Annotated in this window: 16 protein-coding genes, 5 tRNA genes and 1 pseudogene; 8 read left to right on the top strand and 14 right to left on the bottom strand. The window is 57.6% G+C overall.

Annotation, left to right across the window (positions count from 1 at the left end; translation table 11 throughout):
• Position 1 precedes the first annotated feature (1 nt).
• Positions 2-664 (bottom strand): SH3 domain-containing protein, encoded by a 663-nt coding sequence (locus KZO25_RS10110; protein WP_223136850.1) that lies wholly within the window; start codon positions 662-664, stop codon positions 2-4.
• 220 nt (positions 665-884) lie between these two features.
• Here KZO25_RS10110 and KZO25_RS10105 point away from each other — a divergent pair, with 220 nt between their 5' ends.
• A complete protein-coding gene (locus KZO25_RS10105) occupies positions 885-2,174 on the top strand; it encodes a hypothetical protein (protein WP_223136849.1) in 1,290 nt (429 codons plus the stop codon).
• A gap of 284 nt (positions 2,175-2,458) precedes the next feature.
• On the opposite strand, the gene KZO25_RS10095 is transcribed toward KZO25_RS10105, so the two are convergent.
• Positions 2,459-2,701: a helix-turn-helix transcriptional regulator gene (locus tag KZO25_RS10095; protein WP_223136847.1), complete on the bottom strand. Its 243-nt coding sequence runs from the start codon at positions 2,699-2,701 to the stop codon at positions 2,459-2,461.
• Positions 2,702-2,969: 268 nt separating this feature from the next.
• Complete coding sequence (locus tag KZO25_RS10090) at positions 2,970-4,115, bottom strand: inovirus-type Gp2 protein (protein WP_223136846.1); 1,146 nt, start codon at positions 4,113-4,115, stop codon at positions 2,970-2,972.
• Positions 4,116-4,727: 612 nt separating this feature from the next.
• Here KZO25_RS10090 and KZO25_RS10085 point away from each other — a divergent pair.
• The 6 genes and pseudogenes from KZO25_RS10085 (at position 4,728) to KZO25_RS10055 (ending at position 8,399) form a co-directional block, all read left to right on the top strand.
• A complete protein-coding gene (locus KZO25_RS10085) occupies positions 4,728-5,060 on the top strand; it encodes a hypothetical protein (RefSeq protein WP_223136845.1) in 333 nt (110 codons plus the stop codon).
• A 131-nt stretch (positions 5,061-5,191) separates the two neighbouring features.
• The gene (locus KZO25_RS10080; protein ID WP_223136844.1) at positions 5,192-6,160 is read left to right on the top strand and encodes a DUF932 domain-containing protein; all 969 of its coding nucleotides are present in this window, start codon (positions 5,192-5,194) and stop codon (positions 6,158-6,160) included.
• Positions 6,161-6,275: 115 nt separating this feature from the next.
• On the top strand, positions 6,276-6,461 hold the full coding sequence (locus tag KZO25_RS10075) for a hypothetical protein (protein ID WP_223136843.1): 186 nt from the start codon (positions 6,276-6,278) through the stop codon (positions 6,459-6,461).
• Positions 6,462-6,471: 10 nt separating this feature from the next.
• Positions 6,472-7,230 (top strand): ERF family protein, encoded by a 759-nt coding sequence (locus KZO25_RS10070; RefSeq protein WP_223136842.1) that lies wholly within the window; start codon positions 6,472-6,474, stop codon positions 7,228-7,230.
• 58 nt (positions 7,231-7,288) lie between these two features.
• Positions 7,289-7,900 carry a lambda exonuclease family protein gene (locus tag KZO25_RS10065; RefSeq protein ID WP_223136841.1) on the top strand — a complete coding sequence of 204 codons (612 nt, stop codon included), beginning with the start codon at positions 7,289-7,291 and terminating at the stop codon, positions 7,898-7,900.
• Between the two features lie 11 nt (positions 7,901-7,911).
• Positions 7,912-8,399, top strand: a pseudogene (locus tag KZO25_RS10055) (JAB domain-containing protein).
• A 133-nt stretch (positions 8,400-8,532) separates the two neighbouring features.
• Here KZO25_RS10055 and KZO25_RS10050 read toward each other — a convergent pair.
• Complete coding sequence (locus KZO25_RS10050) at positions 8,533-8,733, bottom strand: helix-turn-helix transcriptional regulator (protein ID WP_223136839.1); 201 nt, start codon at positions 8,731-8,733, stop codon at positions 8,533-8,535.
• Positions 8,734-9,208: 475 nt separating this feature from the next.
• On the opposite strand from KZO25_RS10050, the gene KZO25_RS10045 reads away from it, so the two are divergent.
• The gene (locus tag KZO25_RS10045) at positions 9,209-10,102 is read left to right on the top strand and encodes a hypothetical protein (protein WP_223136838.1); all 894 of its coding nucleotides are present in this window, start codon (positions 9,209-9,211) and stop codon (positions 10,100-10,102) included.
• A 366-nt stretch (positions 10,103-10,468) separates the two neighbouring features.
• Here KZO25_RS10045 and KZO25_RS10040 read toward each other — a convergent pair.
• From KZO25_RS10040 to KZO25_RS09995, 10 genes are all read right to left on the bottom strand, one after another.
• Positions 10,469-10,556, bottom strand: a tRNA-Ser gene (locus tag KZO25_RS10040).
• A gap of 105 nt (positions 10,557-10,661) precedes the next feature.
• Positions 10,662-11,165: a YiiD C-terminal domain-containing protein gene (locus KZO25_RS10035; protein ID WP_223136837.1), complete on the bottom strand. Its 504-nt coding sequence runs from the start codon at positions 11,163-11,165 to the stop codon at positions 10,662-10,664.
• A 2-nt stretch (positions 11,166-11,167) separates the two neighbouring features.
• Complete coding sequence (locus KZO25_RS10030; protein ID WP_223136836.1) at positions 11,168-11,728, bottom strand: nitroreductase; 561 nt, start codon at positions 11,726-11,728, stop codon at positions 11,168-11,170.
• A 72-nt stretch (positions 11,729-11,800) separates the two neighbouring features.
• A complete protein-coding gene (gene queF / locus KZO25_RS10025) occupies positions 11,801-12,631 on the bottom strand; it encodes an NADPH-dependent 7-cyano-7-deazaguanine reductase QueF (RefSeq protein WP_223136835.1) in 831 nt (276 codons plus the stop codon).
• A gap of 4 nt (positions 12,632-12,635) precedes the next feature.
• Positions 12,636-13,409: an ABC transporter permease gene (locus KZO25_RS10020; protein ID WP_066450000.1), complete on the bottom strand. Its 774-nt coding sequence runs from the start codon at positions 13,407-13,409 to the stop codon at positions 12,636-12,638.
• Positions 13,406-14,368 (bottom strand): ABC transporter ATP-binding protein, encoded by a 963-nt coding sequence (locus tag KZO25_RS10015; RefSeq protein ID WP_223136834.1) that lies wholly within the window; start codon positions 14,366-14,368, stop codon positions 13,406-13,408. Before KZO25_RS10015 ends, KZO25_RS10020 begins: the two co-directional genes overlap by 4 nt.
• A 393-nt stretch (positions 14,369-14,761) precedes the next feature.
• Positions 14,762-14,836, bottom strand: a tRNA-Gly gene (locus KZO25_RS10010).
• A gap of 32 nt (positions 14,837-14,868) precedes the next feature.
• Positions 14,869-14,944 (bottom strand) — tRNA-Glu (locus tag KZO25_RS10005).
• A 4-nt stretch (positions 14,945-14,948) separates the two neighbouring features.
• Positions 14,949-15,023 (bottom strand) — tRNA-Gly (locus KZO25_RS10000).
• Positions 15,024-15,031: 8 nt separating this feature from the next.
• A tRNA-Glu gene (locus tag KZO25_RS09995) sits at positions 15,032-15,107 on the bottom strand.
• Positions 15,108-15,258: the final 151 nt, after the last annotated feature.

The following is a 15,258-nucleotide window of genomic DNA, read 5'->3' as shown; positions in this document are numbered from 1 at the left end:
GCTACCACAGCTGAACGCTCTCGATCCTGCACGTCACCGAATCGAGTTGAACCCGATGGACCTCATCAAACGTATTGAATCTGAAGGATAAATTCATAGAGTTCCAGTCGGAGCCGTGAGAATAGAGTGAATGACTGAACCAGTTGGATTCTGAGCTACTTCGGCGCATGCCGTTGACAGCATGGCGAGTCATCTGGGCATCACAAGAGACATCCACACCCAGGGACGACTGCCCTCGGTAGTCGGTCGTCAGTTCGTACTCGGCGGTCACGTCGCAGCTTCGGTAGGTGCCGCTGGAAAAGTCTTCACGACAATCCAGGTTGGTATTGATGATATTCAAGCAGACCTCTGCCCCGGAACGATATTCCGTTTCGCAGCTCGAACCACCGACACCGGACGCAGAGGTTAAGCGGAAGTGCTGGCTATGGATCCAACCTTCGCGAGAACGACTGGTGTCCCCTCCTTCGAAGTACATGATCTTCAGCCAGTCCCCCTGCATATCCAGCACGCCAGCAACCGTGCCCATTGGCAGAGAGGCCACCACCTCACCCGAGGGCGCTGATCGGACATTCAACGATTGCGCCGTCGTCATCCCAATCGGCATGGCCACCGCCATAACCACCGGCATCAGCCACAACAACGCAAAAATTAAAATTCTTCTCATTATCATCCCTAAGTTCCCTTGTGCCCCTATCCAAATGCCCCGCCACCGACAGCAGCGTGGGTACGTGTGCAGTCAACCCCGCTCCTCCGCATCGGTATCATGACATCTCAGCAAGCGAAGCTGAATTAGACTTGACGACCTGCCACAGTAGCCTGGGAATGGGGTAGGTTAGAGAGGCATCATCCTGTGCGGGGAGCACGCTGACTTGGCAGGTCACTCAATGGCAGAGAAAGTCATCATCGATACACCCGATACCCTATTTCCTTTCATGCCACCGGTATGGGAGCTTGTCGGTTGGCTCGACGACAAATGCACCGGCATGCACACCCTCCTCCATCGCATGCAGGAAGATGAAAGTCTAAAACTGGAACCAGTCCACAGACAGACTCTCAAGACGGCCTGCCAGGATGGGGTATCTCCTCGCAGTGCCAAGAAGATAGAGAGAAACCTCCATAAAGTGACGGAACAAAAAAATATGGCTGAGCTGCTCAGTCATATTACTCCAAAAGAGCCCATAGTTAGAGATACTAATGGAACCAAGTGGCTGGTATTCAGCCAGGGACTTCTGGAGGAAATCAACCAGCATCAGCCAATACAGAAGCTAGAACTTCCCCTGACGCTCTCTTTCCTGGAGAGGCGCGCCAAAGCGGAGAGGCAACTGATTCTTACGTGCCATCAGGCCAGGAAGATGGAGGCCTCGCCTGAAGAGAAACTTACTCGAATGCGCAAGGCTATCTGCGAAGCGTTCAGGCACCAAACCTTGCTAAACTCACAAGAGATCCAAAGCTATAGCGCTGCAATGATCGATGCCAGTCGGCCTGGACAGCCGAGAACGACACCGATGGTAGCAAACGTTCTAAAATGTTTATTTTGCCTTCGAGTCGATTTTTACCATCAACTCCTTGCCAACCTCATGGCTGACATGCTGGAAATAAAAGAATCGCTCAGGCTGCCAGACAAACTGACAGATACTCTGGTCAACCACGGTGGCATGGGGAAATTGATGCCTCTGCTAGCAAAGGGTAAGTTAACAACTCCGACGTATCAGCTTTACGAATTCTGGCGGGATGTTCTCTCACCACTCGGCGAGAGGCCGATGTCGTACCGACTCATGGCGCAGCACTTGCCCCGCCCTAATGAGGGTAGGACAAGAGTCAGAGGGCTGGCGGATCAACAAGATATCAAGAATGCTGCCGATGCAACCCGGCTCACCAGGCTAAAAGAATGGAGGGCTGGAACTGTTCCTGAAGCCGAGCAGCTGATCGGTTTTTTGGAATCTCTGACAGTTGAGAATTGTGATGCTTTTTTTCCATTTATCATGGCACGCGTAGCCACCGTCTGGACCAAATGGATAGAGCAAGAGATAACCCTACTTAATCAGCTAGCTAAAGAAACCCCAGCCCTTTCCGAAGAAATGAGTCCTGAATGGCTTGTGGAGAGGTTCTCCCGATACCCGGAGTACTGGGCGCATGTAAAAGCCCAGGCCACCAGCGGTGAGCCTGGGCCATAGCACTGGATGGCTACTTCTTACTGCGATTTCCACCCGTATTGTGAGCGGCCGCTCTGGTAGCTCGAGCAGCAAAGCTACCCTTTGACACATTGCCACCGCTCGATTTCGCCGTGCTGCTCTGGACACGTGAGGCAGCTGCCTGGGTCATGGGTGTCTTACCTTTTGCCATGATGATCATCTCCTGTGATGGGTGAACCAGCAGCAGAATGAGCTCACTGCGCTACTGGTACTGAGATGATCGCCGCGGTAACGCACTCCTGGGAGGGGAGTCGAAGTGGGAATTTTTAAAGCTCCTCGCGGTGATACGTCTCTACCCACCGCCGAAGCAGCGTTGTTCCGGGGGCCTTGGGCATCCGCCGGAACTGTAACCACTCCTCCAGGGTCCGGTGCGGCACACCCATCTCCTCGGCCATCTGTGCCTGTGTGATCTTGCGGGTCTTGGCCAGCGCCTTGGCATCCCGGATCAGCCGTCGCTTGGGTTCATCTCGCTCCATCGCATCGAGTCGCCGTTGAGCGTCTACTGGCATGTCGGCAGCACTCTGCCAGGGCAATGGGCCACTTGAGTGGCTTGCGTTTGGTTGAGCGGCGTCTGCGGCGTTCTGATGGGTGTCCGGTCGGAAGCGGAACGGGAACATGGCGAACTCCTTATGGTAGAACGAAGAAGGCCTGCTCCCAGAAGGGCAGGCCGTGTGGCGTGTGGCGTGAAAACCAACCCGGCATTAGTCGTCGGCGGGCGGAATCCCCGGCTTTTTCCCGTGACCGCCGGGACGTGACATAGCATAGGCAGGTGGGATGTCAGAAACTCAGCTCGCCGTAACACCAGGTGGCGGGAGGCTGACGTGGACGCCCAGGGCGAGGTCCTTCAGGTACATCAGGCAGGGGGCTGGTTTGGAACTTGCGTCCGGTTACCAGCATGGCGGCGTATTCGTCGACCTTGGTCAGGTAGCGAGCGATGTAATCCAATCCGCGCTGCTTCTCAAAGTCGTGGTAGTCGACGCGCCCCAAGGCGTTGTAGTGATAGACGTTCTCAGCATTGCGATTGCAGTTGAAGTAATGCCCTTGTCCGCCGGTGATCGAGCGTGCCCACAGCTCGCCAATGCGCCGGGCCTGGGTAATGTCTTCCTGCACCTGGTGGCCATCGAAGAAGAACACGAAGTGATAATGGAAGCCTTTCTTGGGCTTCCACTCCAACTTCCAGGCATAGCCAAGCAAGTGCTTGAAGAGCGGGTTCGTGTGGAATACCTGACACAGCTGCTTACGATGGTAGCGTGCTGTCTCGTAGTCGACGTAGGGGCCATCATGCTCGCTATAGCTTAGATCCACTCTCAGTACCGTCAGGCGGCTATGGCGAGCGAACAAGGCATCCATCAAATCCCGGAGACGCTGGTAGTTGTTGCGGCTATTACGGCGATTCCGGCTGCACTCGTAGGCAAAGTCCGGCTGCTTCAGGCATTGATACCAAGCCGTCAGTCGTTGGTTGAGTTCCACGATCGTCTGTTCTGCTACCTGCCGGCTCATGGTGGGGGACTGATGAAACCCCACCTCGCGCAGGTAAGCGCTGCTCGCAAACGCCCACAGAAAACGCAGAGCGTAGGGGCTCGGCCGATAGTGCTGACCGATATCGGTCTCCTGGAACATCGTCACCAGCACCGTATAGAGCGTGGTCAGCGTGTCCAGCAAGGCATCCGGGGCCAGCACCACGATATCGCTGCCGTAGCCATCCGGCAGAATTAAACGCTGGCTGTCCAGCAAGGCCTCTGTCGTCGCCAATGCCTTGAGCTGGCGATCCACCTCGATCAAGTCCTGTCGCCAGAGGTGGTGGGACAGCGTGGCGATCTCCTGGCCCAGAGCGGTGGTTTCCAACACGGTACTGTTCATGCCTTGGCAGATGGCCAGCATGTCGGCTTCGTTCAAGGTGTCGTCGTAAACATCATCGAACATGGGGAAAGGCCTCTCTTGATGGTCATGGAGCGGTCTGCTCGTACCATCGCCGAGACCTGTAGAAATTTACGTCACCACCGGGAAACGGGTCAGTCCATCCTCAAAGCGCTTGCCCATAGGTACCTGGGTCGCTACCGCTGTTGGGTGTCGTGACGTTGCGTTGCCGTCACTCCCTTGTGGGTCTCGTCTTTCATGGTGTTCTCGCAGATCGTGAGGTCGGTTCGTTGCTTAGGGGATATCCCTCCCAGCCTTCGCCTCTCCCTGCTGTTCTTCCTTGTGGACTCTTACTACGTGAGTCCATTGGTCTCTCTGAGGCTATTGATTAGCTCTATTAGAACTACCGGTTATAACTAATAACATACAAAGCCAAATCAGCATGGGTGGCTCAGGTAGAGAATACGGGAAGAAGAGAACCCTCAAGGTCGGTATTCGCCGGGAAGTTGGGCCGTAAGCGATTGAAAAAGTTAGTGTCGAAGACCAGGCTTGCCACTGTGTTGCTGAATGCCCACCTACCGATTCGAGTCAAAAAAATCTCAGCCCTGTATTACCTCCATGAAGCTGTCAGGCGATAGCTTCGATGAACGTTCACACCACGACTCAGGAGGTAAGCGCATGTCGATCCATTGTCCGAGCTGCGGCTCGCATCACGTCATCACGCGCAACATCGGTCGCAAGGTCGGCGGCACAACCGGAGCGGTTGCGGGCACGGCGTCAGGCGCTGCCGGTGCTTTGACAGGGGCCAAGGCCGGTGCCCTGGTCGGTGCGGTGGGTGGTCCCCTGGGGGCCACCATCGGCAGTCTGGCTGGGGCCGCCTTTGGTGGGCTGGTCGGGGGAACAGCAGGCGGGATCACCGGGGCACGTCTGGGAGAGGAGTTGGATAACAAGGTGCTCGACAACTACCAGTGCTGTCGCTGTCATCACACCTTTCGTCCTCGCGCTGATTAAACCGTGAGTGTGCCATCACGCTCCGGTCCGATTCTCCCCCTCTTTCTCTTTTCACTATGTCATGACTAGCCCGCTGCATTGAGGTAGCGGGCCGTTATGCCGTGACTGTAAATCATCAAGGAAATAGACCCATGGCACACCAAATCGAACAGATGGCCTACGTCGGCGACACTCCCTGGCATGGCCTGGGGCAGCAACTGTCGCGTCATCAACCGCTGGAGGTCTGGCGGCAGCAGGCCGGCATGGACTGGCACATCGAGGAATCGCCGGTGCGCTTCATCGCCGATGGCGCCGCCCACCTGGGCAGTATCCACTCCTTCCCGGAGCAGAAGGTGCTCTACCGCTCGGATACCCGGGCACCGCTGTCGGTGGTCTCACAGCGCTACAAGGTGGTCCAGCCTGAGGAGGTGCTGGAGTTCTACCGCGACCTGACCGAGTACGCCGGCTACGAGTTGGAGACGGCGGGGGTGCTCAAAGGCGGCCGCAAGTTCTGGGCCTTGGCCCGCAGCGGCCTGGGCACTGCCATCAAGGGCCAGGACCAGGTCAACGCCTACCTGCTGCTGGCGACGTCCTGCGACGGCTCGCTGGCGACGGTGGCGACACCCACTTCGGTGCGGGTGGTATGCAACAACACCCTGACCATCGCGGTGGATGGCATGAGCCAGGGCGTGAAGGTACCGCACAGCACCGAGTTCAACCCGCAGCAGGTCAAGCAGCAGCTGGGCATCTCTGTCTCGCAGTGGGACGACTTCATGTACCGCATGAAGATGCTGGCCGAACGCAAGGTCAGCCAGGCAGAGATCAAGACCTACTTCCAGTCGGTGATCTGCAACGCAGAGGAACCGCTGGACGATCCTTCCAAGCTGCCCAACGTCCGGGCGCTGAATCGCGTCCAGAAGCTCTACCACGGCGAAGGGCGTGGCTCCCAGCTGTGTACCGCTCAGGGCACCGCCTGGGGACTGCTCAACGCCATCACCGAGTACGTCGACCACGAGAAGCGCGCCCGCAGCAACGACTACCGCATAGACTCCGCCTGGTTCGGCCAGGGGGCGAGCCTCAAGGACAAGGCACTGGAGTCGGCCATGGCGTTGGTGGCCTGATCGGCACCCGCCGTCGCCTATCGTTCACGCTCCACCCCATTAACCTTCCCACCCATTCCACGGCATGGCGCCCGGTCCTTCGCAGACCGGGCATTTCTGTTTTTCGGAGGCACTCATGCAACCGCCCATGACATTCGAGATCTGCCGCGCCTTGACCCAGCTATCCCAAGAGCTGCTGGGGGCCGGTAAACAACATGCTCATACCCACGTGCTGGCCAAGGGCCAGGTCTATCGCGTGGTCGTGTCCCTGGAGCCGGTCCCTGCCGACCAACTACATGAAGTCTTCAACCGCTATCTGTAAGGAGGCCATCATGGCTACCCCGATCCAACCCCAGCCTGCCAAGGGCAATAGCCAGCTATCCACCCAACCCGCTGCCCAGCCGCTCCAGGAGAGCACCGCGATCATTCAGGTGATCGAGCGGGCCGCCCTCAACCCCGAAGTCGACATCGACAAGATGGAGCGCCTGCTGCAGATGCAGGAGCGCGTCCTCGACCGCCAGGCGCTGATGGCCTACAGCGCTGCCATGGCGGCAATGCAGACGGAGCTGCCGAGCATTACCGAACGAGGCCAGGGCAACAACGGCGCCTACGCCACCCTGGAGGACATCGTCGACACCGTGCGTCCGATCATGCAGCGCTTCGGCTTTGCGGTGAGCTTCCGTATCCAGACCCAGGAACGCGGTATTCAGGTGACCGGCGTACTGATGCACCAGGGAGGTCATCGCGAGGAGACCAGCATGCTGTTGCCGGCGGACGTCAGCGGCAACAAGAACGCCGTGCAATCCTTCGGCTCCTCCACCAGTTACGGCAAGCGCTATGTGCTGTGCGCGCTGCTCAACATCACCACCCGCGGCCAGGACGACAACGGTCATGGCGCCGCGCCACCGATGAAGGTGGTCACGCCGTTCCAGGCGAGTCAGCTCAAGCAGCTGATCACCGCCTGTCCCATCACTACCCAGGAATGGTTCGTCGGCAAGTACGGCGAGGTCGATCGGGTCCCCCGCAGCGATTTCGACAAGCTACGAGCCTCGCTGCAGAAGCGGGTAAAGCCCAACCGTCAACGCCATTGAGCCATCGGCGAGGGGCCTTCCCTCGCCGCTATGCCGTCATGCCATCAAGGAGATCGTCATGCAGATCCTGACACTGGAACAGGGCACGCCCGAGTGGCATGCCGCCCGCCTCGGTATCGTCACCATGTCCGAGCTGAAGACCCTGCTGGTCAAGGGGAAAGGGCCAGCTGGTTTCGGTACCGGTGCGCTGAGCTACATGCATCAGCTGATCGGCGAACGCATCACCGGTGAGCCCTCGGATGCCTTCCAGGGCAATGCCCACACCCAGCGTGGCCACGCGCTGGAACCGGTGGCCCGTGAGCTCTACCAGGAAGCCACCGGCCAGCCCCGCCTGGAGCAGGTCGGCATCATCCTCAACCACGGGGTGGGCTACTCCCCCGACTGCCTGGTGGACAGCCAGGGGCTGGCCGAGATCAAAACCAAGCTGCCCAAGTACCAGATCGAGCTGCTGCTCGAGGGTGAGCTCCCCCAGGAGCACGTGGCGCAGTGCCAGGGCGGGCTGTGGGTTAGCGAGCGGGAGTGGATCGATTTCGTCAGCTACTGGCCGGGCATGCCGCTGTTCGTGAAGCGGGCTTATCGGGACGAGGTGTTGATCCGCACCATCGCCGAGCGGGTCGATGCGTTCTACGAGGAAATGGAGCGTCGCATGGCGCAAGTGATGGCGGCCTGAGGAGAGACACCATGAACCATCGCAAGCTGAGTGCCGGCGAGACCGCCGGCACCTATCGCATCACCGACACGGTGACCGAAGCAGAGCTCCTGAGCATCGCCCAGGCCTTCGCCCGTCGTCGTCTGGCCCGGGGACGCAAGAACACTCAGCCGGCGCTGGCATTCGAGTACCTGTAGATTCTGCTGCAAGACTACGAGCATGAGGTAATCAGTGCCATCTTTCTCGACAGCCAACACCGCGTCATATGCTTCGAGGAGTTGTTCCGCGGCACAATCGACTCGGCCAGCGTGTACCCGAGGGAGGTCGTCAAGCAGGCTTTAACCTGTAACAGCACCTCTTTAATACTGGTTCACAATCACCCAAGTGGCGACCCCGAGCCGAGCGGCGCATCACGCAGCGCCTGAAAGAAGCGCTGGGACTTATCGAGGCAAGAGTCATTGACCACACTGTAGTCGGTAACGAAGGCTGTTCTGAATTTGCAGGCCTTGGATACCTATAAATTCGCGATATATAGGCTACTGTGACGCCGGTGGGCGTCACAGTAGCCTATGGCGATAGGATGTTATTTTTTTGGTCCTAAAATGATGGAACAGATTATGCTGATGGGTAGGCGGCTCATTGAGCCGCCAATTTCAGTATGCAGTTAAACCATAGTCATCTCTTTCTCTTATTCTTTCAAGAATCCAGTCTTCCACTTCACTTTCAACCCAAGCAACATTCCTAACCCCCAAGGAGACTGGTTTTGGAAAACTCCCATCGGAAATGTACTTGTAAATAGTTGAACGTGAGAGCCCTGTATTATCCATGACCTTTGCAAGCTTGATGAGCCTCATGAGAAAGTCTCCGATTTTATCCCATGAGATAGGCCATGCATGTGAGAAATTACTAAAATCACTCCCATCGAGCCGATGCTGGCTTAAGTGGACCCCATCCAGTCCCAGACATATAGTCAGGCTGGATGGCGGACACCCCCAGCTTCCAAATGAGTCATTCAAGATTGAGCAGGCTAAGCTAAACATTCACACCCCCTAATCGCCCACAGCAGAAGACTGGCGCTCGCAGCCGCCACACACCTTGCATTCAGAAGAAAAATCCGCCATTTGCGCCGACGCAGTATCAATAAGCCATTGTATTTTAATGAGTTTATGGATTTTCTTACAATAAAAAAAGTTTGTAAATTCTACAGGAATGCCTTGAAAATCCATTGACATACAAACATAATTCTTGCTATAAATATACAATAAATCTACGTAGTTCTATAATTTAAAAAGACATTTCAAACTGTTTAAAACGAGAAGGAAGCAACTAATGACTATCCACAAAGGAAAAAAACATGAGGCGATTAAAGGCCTAGATGGCACATCCCGCAGAGACTTTGTTTTTTATTCAAACCTGCTTGCTATTAACAATCAGACATTTAGCACGACCGCCGCAAGCCCTGATGCATGCAGGCAAGTAGTAATAAATTATCTAACTAGATACACAGGTGCCGATAGAACCGAAAAAATAAACTGGCTTAACTCATGTAGAAACTTAAGCTTGTTGCCAGATGAATGCTTCGACTGGATAGAGACCGATGAGCGTGCATGCTGTTGGGCTTGGGGATGGCTAATGAAAAATCATCTCAGCGAACCACCCGCCAATCCTGACGGAAGCAAATCTTACCCTCCTGCAACCGAATTCCAGAACAGCTTAGTGACCTTCCCTACCAGTCCCAAAGAACGATTCTATTCGATAGTTTATTTTTTCGACACTGGACCAGTAAATTTAGAAGCTAAGAAGCAACTTATTGAGAGCATGAAAACAATATGGATATCGGTTTTGGACAATCCACATCCGTTGAAATTTATCGACCCTTCAAATGAGACACAGTGCGCCTGGGCGTGGGAATACTTGCAAAAACATGGTGTCAGCACGCCCACTTTCAGCCCAACAAACAATAAAGAGAAATACCTTTCAGCCGTTGCCTCCATGGACTTATCTGGTGTCCATAGGGATACAAAAAGAATTTTCCTGATGAACATGAAGAAGGCATGTGATCAGAAAAAATATCGCGAAAACCTAAAAGGGAAAAAGCCTTTAAATACATTCATCAACGAAGATTCCAAGCAGAGGCTTGATTATCTGGCCAAGCAGCGCGGGCAAAATATAAACAAGACACTCGAGTGGCTGATCGATAAAGAATATGACAGTCATATTTGAGGGTGTTGAGCGGACCTCCCGGTAGGAGTGCTTCAAGTAGCGGTCCGCAGTCTCACCCTTTATGACCTCGGTCTAGTCCTATGCCCTGCATGCGTGCTGCTATCCAGCCACTGAAGGGCATAGAAGACGAAATTGATCTCTGGGCCAAGGGTCGGCTACAGCCGAGGAGTGACAGGGCAGCAATGACGTTGCCGAAGGAAAGGCTGGCATCTGTCGCCGGCCCGCTGCCACAGATGGCGAACGATGGCTCAAGGGGCCTGAATAACGCGGTCCCCCATTACAAAAACGGCTGGGGGACTGAGTGGGGGACTGCGGATAGTCAGAAAAAGAAAAAGCCGCTGAAATCAGCGACTTATTCGATATTCGTGGCGGAGGGGGAGGGATTCGAACCCTCGAAGCCTTTCGACTTACACACTTTCCAGGCGTGCTCCTTCGACCACTCGGACACCCCTCCACATTGTGGTCCTCACGCCCTTGGGCTGTGCCTTGCACGTCAGAACGGCGCAAAGTCTAACGGCTTAAGTGCGCGTTTGCAAGCCGGTTTTTGGTTCTGACGCCTTCAGGCAGCGGGCAGCACGGCGTAATTGCCATGCGCTTCCAGGCATAACGTGTCGCCGCACCAGAGCTGCTGAACCAGGCCGATCCGCCCTCGTCCACGGCTCGTCAAACGCTCATCGAGCCTCTCGGGACCCTGCACACTCTCGGGAGCACAGGTGAGTCGGTAGTCACCGGTGACTGGCGCCAGGAAGCGCTGTGTGGCTTCGGCCACCACGACGTCGCGCGCATAGCCGCGCTCTCGCAGCCATAGCGTGGTCCAGCACCAGCCCAGCAGCGTGGTCTGGGCAGTGAGTCCACCGCCGAAGCCGGTGCCCTTGTCGTTGAGGTTGGGCACCAGAGAGAGCTCCCACACAAGGCTTTCCCCTTCCCAACGCATCTCGTGAATGCCCAGGTGCTCGACCATGGGGATCGCATCACTGAGCCAGGCCAGGAAGGCCTGCGGGTCGTCCCGTTGCCCAGGTTCGGGCAGCGACAGGCGTGGATGGGGTATGCCGACTTCGCGCATTGTCAGGTCCAGCGTTCGACAAAGTCGCTGAGGCGGTGCTCGGGAACGGGACGGTGACGCCCCCCGAGCTGCCCCAGGTAGATGAAGGCAATCAGCTCGTCGTCTTCATCCAGGCCGAGCCCCTTGCGTACGGTAGGATCGAAGGCGTACTTTCCGCTGCGCCACATGGCACCCAGCCCCAGGGCGTGGGCCGCCAGCAGGATGGCGTGGCCGGCACAGCCGGCCGAGACCACCTGCTCGATCTTCGGCACCTTGGGTATATCCGGTGTCACCTTCGCGACCACGGCAATGATCATGGGGGCCCGATGCGGCTTCTTGCGCACGGCATCCAGAGCCGCATCGCCGACTTCCGGGTCCTCGCGGAACTCGGCCTCGGCGAACAGCTCGCCCAGACGCGCCAACCCCTCCCCCGAAAACTCGATGAAGCGCCAGGGCCGCAGCTCCTTGTGGTCGGGTGCCCGCAGCGCGGCCCGGTAGATCGCTTCGAGTTGCTCGGGGCCAGGCGGCGGCCCCATGAGCTTGCCCATGGAGCTGCGTTCATGCAGCAGCGTCATCGCATCCATGATGTTCTCCTCATCGGTGGCGCATGGCCCCGTTGGTTGCCGATTCGAATCCTGAGCACTTTACCCAAGCTGCTATTGACGTGCCAGCCGCAGCGGCTCGGGCGGTCGCTCGCCGGGGGTGGCGCGCCAGGGAGAGATATCCAGCCCGCCGCGACGCACGTAGCGCGCCAGCACCAGCAGCCGTTCCGGGCGCGCCCGGGCCATCAGGTCGGTAAAGATGTGCTCGACGCAGTGTTCGTGGAAATCCTGATGCTGACGGTAGCCGATCAGGTAGCGCAGCAGGCCTTCACGGTCGAGCTTCGGTCCACGATAGCGAATCAGCACGCTGCCCCAGTCGGGCTGGCCGGTCACCGGGCAGTTGGACTTGAGCAAATGCGAGTATAGCGTCTCCTCGACGACCTCCTCTGTTACCCGCAGATGCTCGGCGCTGGGCGTGTAATCGGCTATCTCGATATCCAGCTCGTCCAGGCACTCGCCCGGCAGGCGCTGTACGGCAAGGGCGTCGTCGTCGACACCGAACAGCTCAACGGAGACCGGTGCACCCGCGGCGGCGGAAAGGTCCGCCACCAGGGTGTCGATCACCTGCTCGCGGCTGTCGAAGCGGGTCTGGTTGAAGCCGTTGAGATAGAGCTTCCAGGACTTGGACTCGATCAGTTTCGGCGAGTCTGCCGGCAGGCGGAAGCGCGCCACGGCAACGATCGGCTTGCCACGCCCGTTGAGCCAGCTCACCTCGAAGGCATGCCACTCGTCCTCGCCGACGAAGGGCAGGCTGCCCTCATCGATGCCAAGCGGCGCCCGATTGGCGGCACGGGGAATGGGATAGAGCAGCCCGGCGTCGTAGCGCTCCGGGTAGGCGGACTCGCGCCCCAGCGGGGCGTGCTCGAGGGTGTCAGGGCGATCCATATTCTTAACTCCTGATGCCTTTGCCATTCTCCAGCATCCATAGGGCGATGCCGAACAGCACCACGATGAAGGTGACGATCGCGACCAGCGCCCAGCCAACCGGAATGTCGGAGACACCCAGGAAGCCGTAGCGGAACACGTTGACCATATACAGGATCGGGTTGAGCATCGACACCCCCTGCCAGAAGGTCGGCAGCAGCGAGATCGAGTAGAAGACCCCGCCCAGGTAGGTCAGCGGCGTCAGGATGAAGGTCGGCACGATCGAGATGTCATCGAATTTCTTGCCCAGCAGTGCGTTGATGAAGCCGCCGATGGAAAACAGTGCTGCCGTCAGCACCACCACGCCGATGGTCAGGAATGGATGTGCCACGCTGATGCGGGTAAAGAAGAGCGACACGATGGTGACGATAAGCCCCACCCCCAATCCGCGGGCCATGCCACCGAGCACAAAGCCGGCCAGGATTACCCAGTTGGGCATGGGCGAGACCATCATTTCCTCGATGGAGCGCTGGAACTTGTTGGAGAAGAAGCTCGAAGCCACGTTGGAGTAACTGTTGGTAATCACCGCCATCATGATCAGCCCGGGGACGATGAAATCCATGTAGCTGAAGCCATCCATCTCGCCAATGCGCGCCCCGATCAGGTTGCCGAAGATGATGAAATACATGGTCATGGTGATCGAAGGCGGCAGGAGTGTCTGCGGCCAGATCCGCGTGAAGCGCTTGATCTCCTTGTGTACCAGGGTCCACAGGGCGATGGCGGTCTGGATCGGATTCATGAACGGGCCTCCGTGCGTTCAGCCTCTGCCTTTGCCTCGTTGCCCTGCTCGACCATGGTAACGAACATCTCTTCCAGCCGATTGGCTCGGTTGCGCATGGAAACCACCTGAATATCCTGCTCACTCAGCGCGGTGAAGATATCGTTCACACGCTGTCCGCGATGTACCACTACCGCCAGCTGGGCGGCGTCCACCTGGCGAACGTCGAAGCCCTCGATGGCCGGCGCCTCGCTCACCGGATGGGCCAGGTCGAGCAGGAAGGTCTCGGTATCGAGCTCGGCGAGCAGGCCTCGCACGCTGGTGTTACGAATGATCTCACCGTGGTTGATGATCGCCACGTTGCGGCAGAGGCTCTCCGCCTCCTCGAGATAGTGGGTGGTCAGGATAATGGTGGTTCCCTGCTCGCGATTGATGCGGCGCAGGTACTCCCACATGCTGCGCCGCAGCTCGATATCGACCCCGGCAGTGGGCTCGTCGAGGATCAGCAATTGGGGGCGATGCATCAGCGCCCGGGCGATCATCAGGCGGCGCTTCATGCCGCCGGAGAGCATGCGGGCGTTACCGTTGCGCTTGTCCCAAAGCCCCAGGTCCCTCAGCAACCGCTCGGCCCGGGGCAGTGCCTCGCGGCGAGTCATGCCAAAGTAGCCCGCCTGGGCCAGCACGATATCGATCACCTTTTCGAACTGGTTGAAGTTGAATTCCTGTGGCACCACGCCCATGAGGTACTTGGCCTTGGCGAAGTTACTGTCGATGTCGATGCCAAAGATCGAAACCTTGCCGGCGCTCTTCTGCACCAGCGAGCATACGATACCGAGGGTCGTGGACTTGCCGGCACCATTAGGGCCCAGCATGGCAAAGAAGTCGCCCTGCTCGACGTCGAGATCGATACCCTTGAGGGCGTGAAAGCCATTACCGTAGACCTTGGTCAGGCCACGGATCGACAGCGCCGGTTCGGCCATGAAACATCCTTGGGTTGGGGTAGCTTGCGTTGGGACAGAATGCAAGTTCAAGAGATTAGGGCGCGAAGCATTTTTTCAAGTCGTGACCGGGAAAAACGCAGAAGCCCTCGCCCATGGGCAAGGTAATCAAATTCTATAGGGGGAGAAACTGGAGCGGGAAAGGAGAGTCGACGGTCCGGCGCCCCGGCTCTCGGGCCGAGCCTTGGCACATTCGAATTTGGAAAAAGAAACTGGAGCGGGAAGGAAATTCGACGGTCCGGCGCCCCGGCTCTCGGGCCGAGCCTTGGCATCTTGGAGATTGAGAAGAAAACTGGAGCGGGAAAGGAGACTCGACGGTCCGGCGCTCCGGCTCTCGGGCCGAGCCTTGGCACGTTCGAATTTGGAAAAAGAAACTGGAGCGGGAAAGGAGATTCGAACTCCCGACCCTCGCCTTGGCAAGGCGATGCTCTACCACTGAGCTATTCCCGCTTATTAGTGTTGCCTGGATACATCAGACTGTATGGCGTCCCATAGGGGGTTCGAACCCCTGTTCCCGCCGTGAAAGGGCGGTGTCCTAGGCCACTAGACGAATGGGACGAACTGGAGCGGGAAAGGAGATTCGAACTCCCGACCCTCGCCTTGGCAAGGCGATGCTCTACCACTGAGCTATTCCCGCAAAACGAGTGGCGTCCCATAGGGGGTTCGAACCCCTGTTCCCGCCGTGAAAGGGCGGTGTCCTGGACCACTAGACGAATGGGACGCAATGACTTCCGTAACCTCTTGAGCAACAGTGGAGATCGGCCAGCTGGCTTACCAGCTCACGATCTTCACCTAGACTTGCTCATACCTGCCGAAGCAGGATTTGGAGCGGGAAAGGAGATTCGAACTCCCGACCCTCGCCTTGGCAAGGC

Origin of the sequence: Halomonas sp. ANAO-440 (assembly GCF_019915905.1) — a bacterium.
In the GTDB taxonomy this organism is placed as follows: domain Bacteria; phylum Pseudomonadota; class Gammaproteobacteria; order Pseudomonadales; family Halomonadaceae; genus Halomonas; species Halomonas chromatireducens.
The sequence above is the reverse complement of the archived record's forward strand: the minus strand, read 5'-3'. Positions and strand labels throughout refer to the sequence as shown.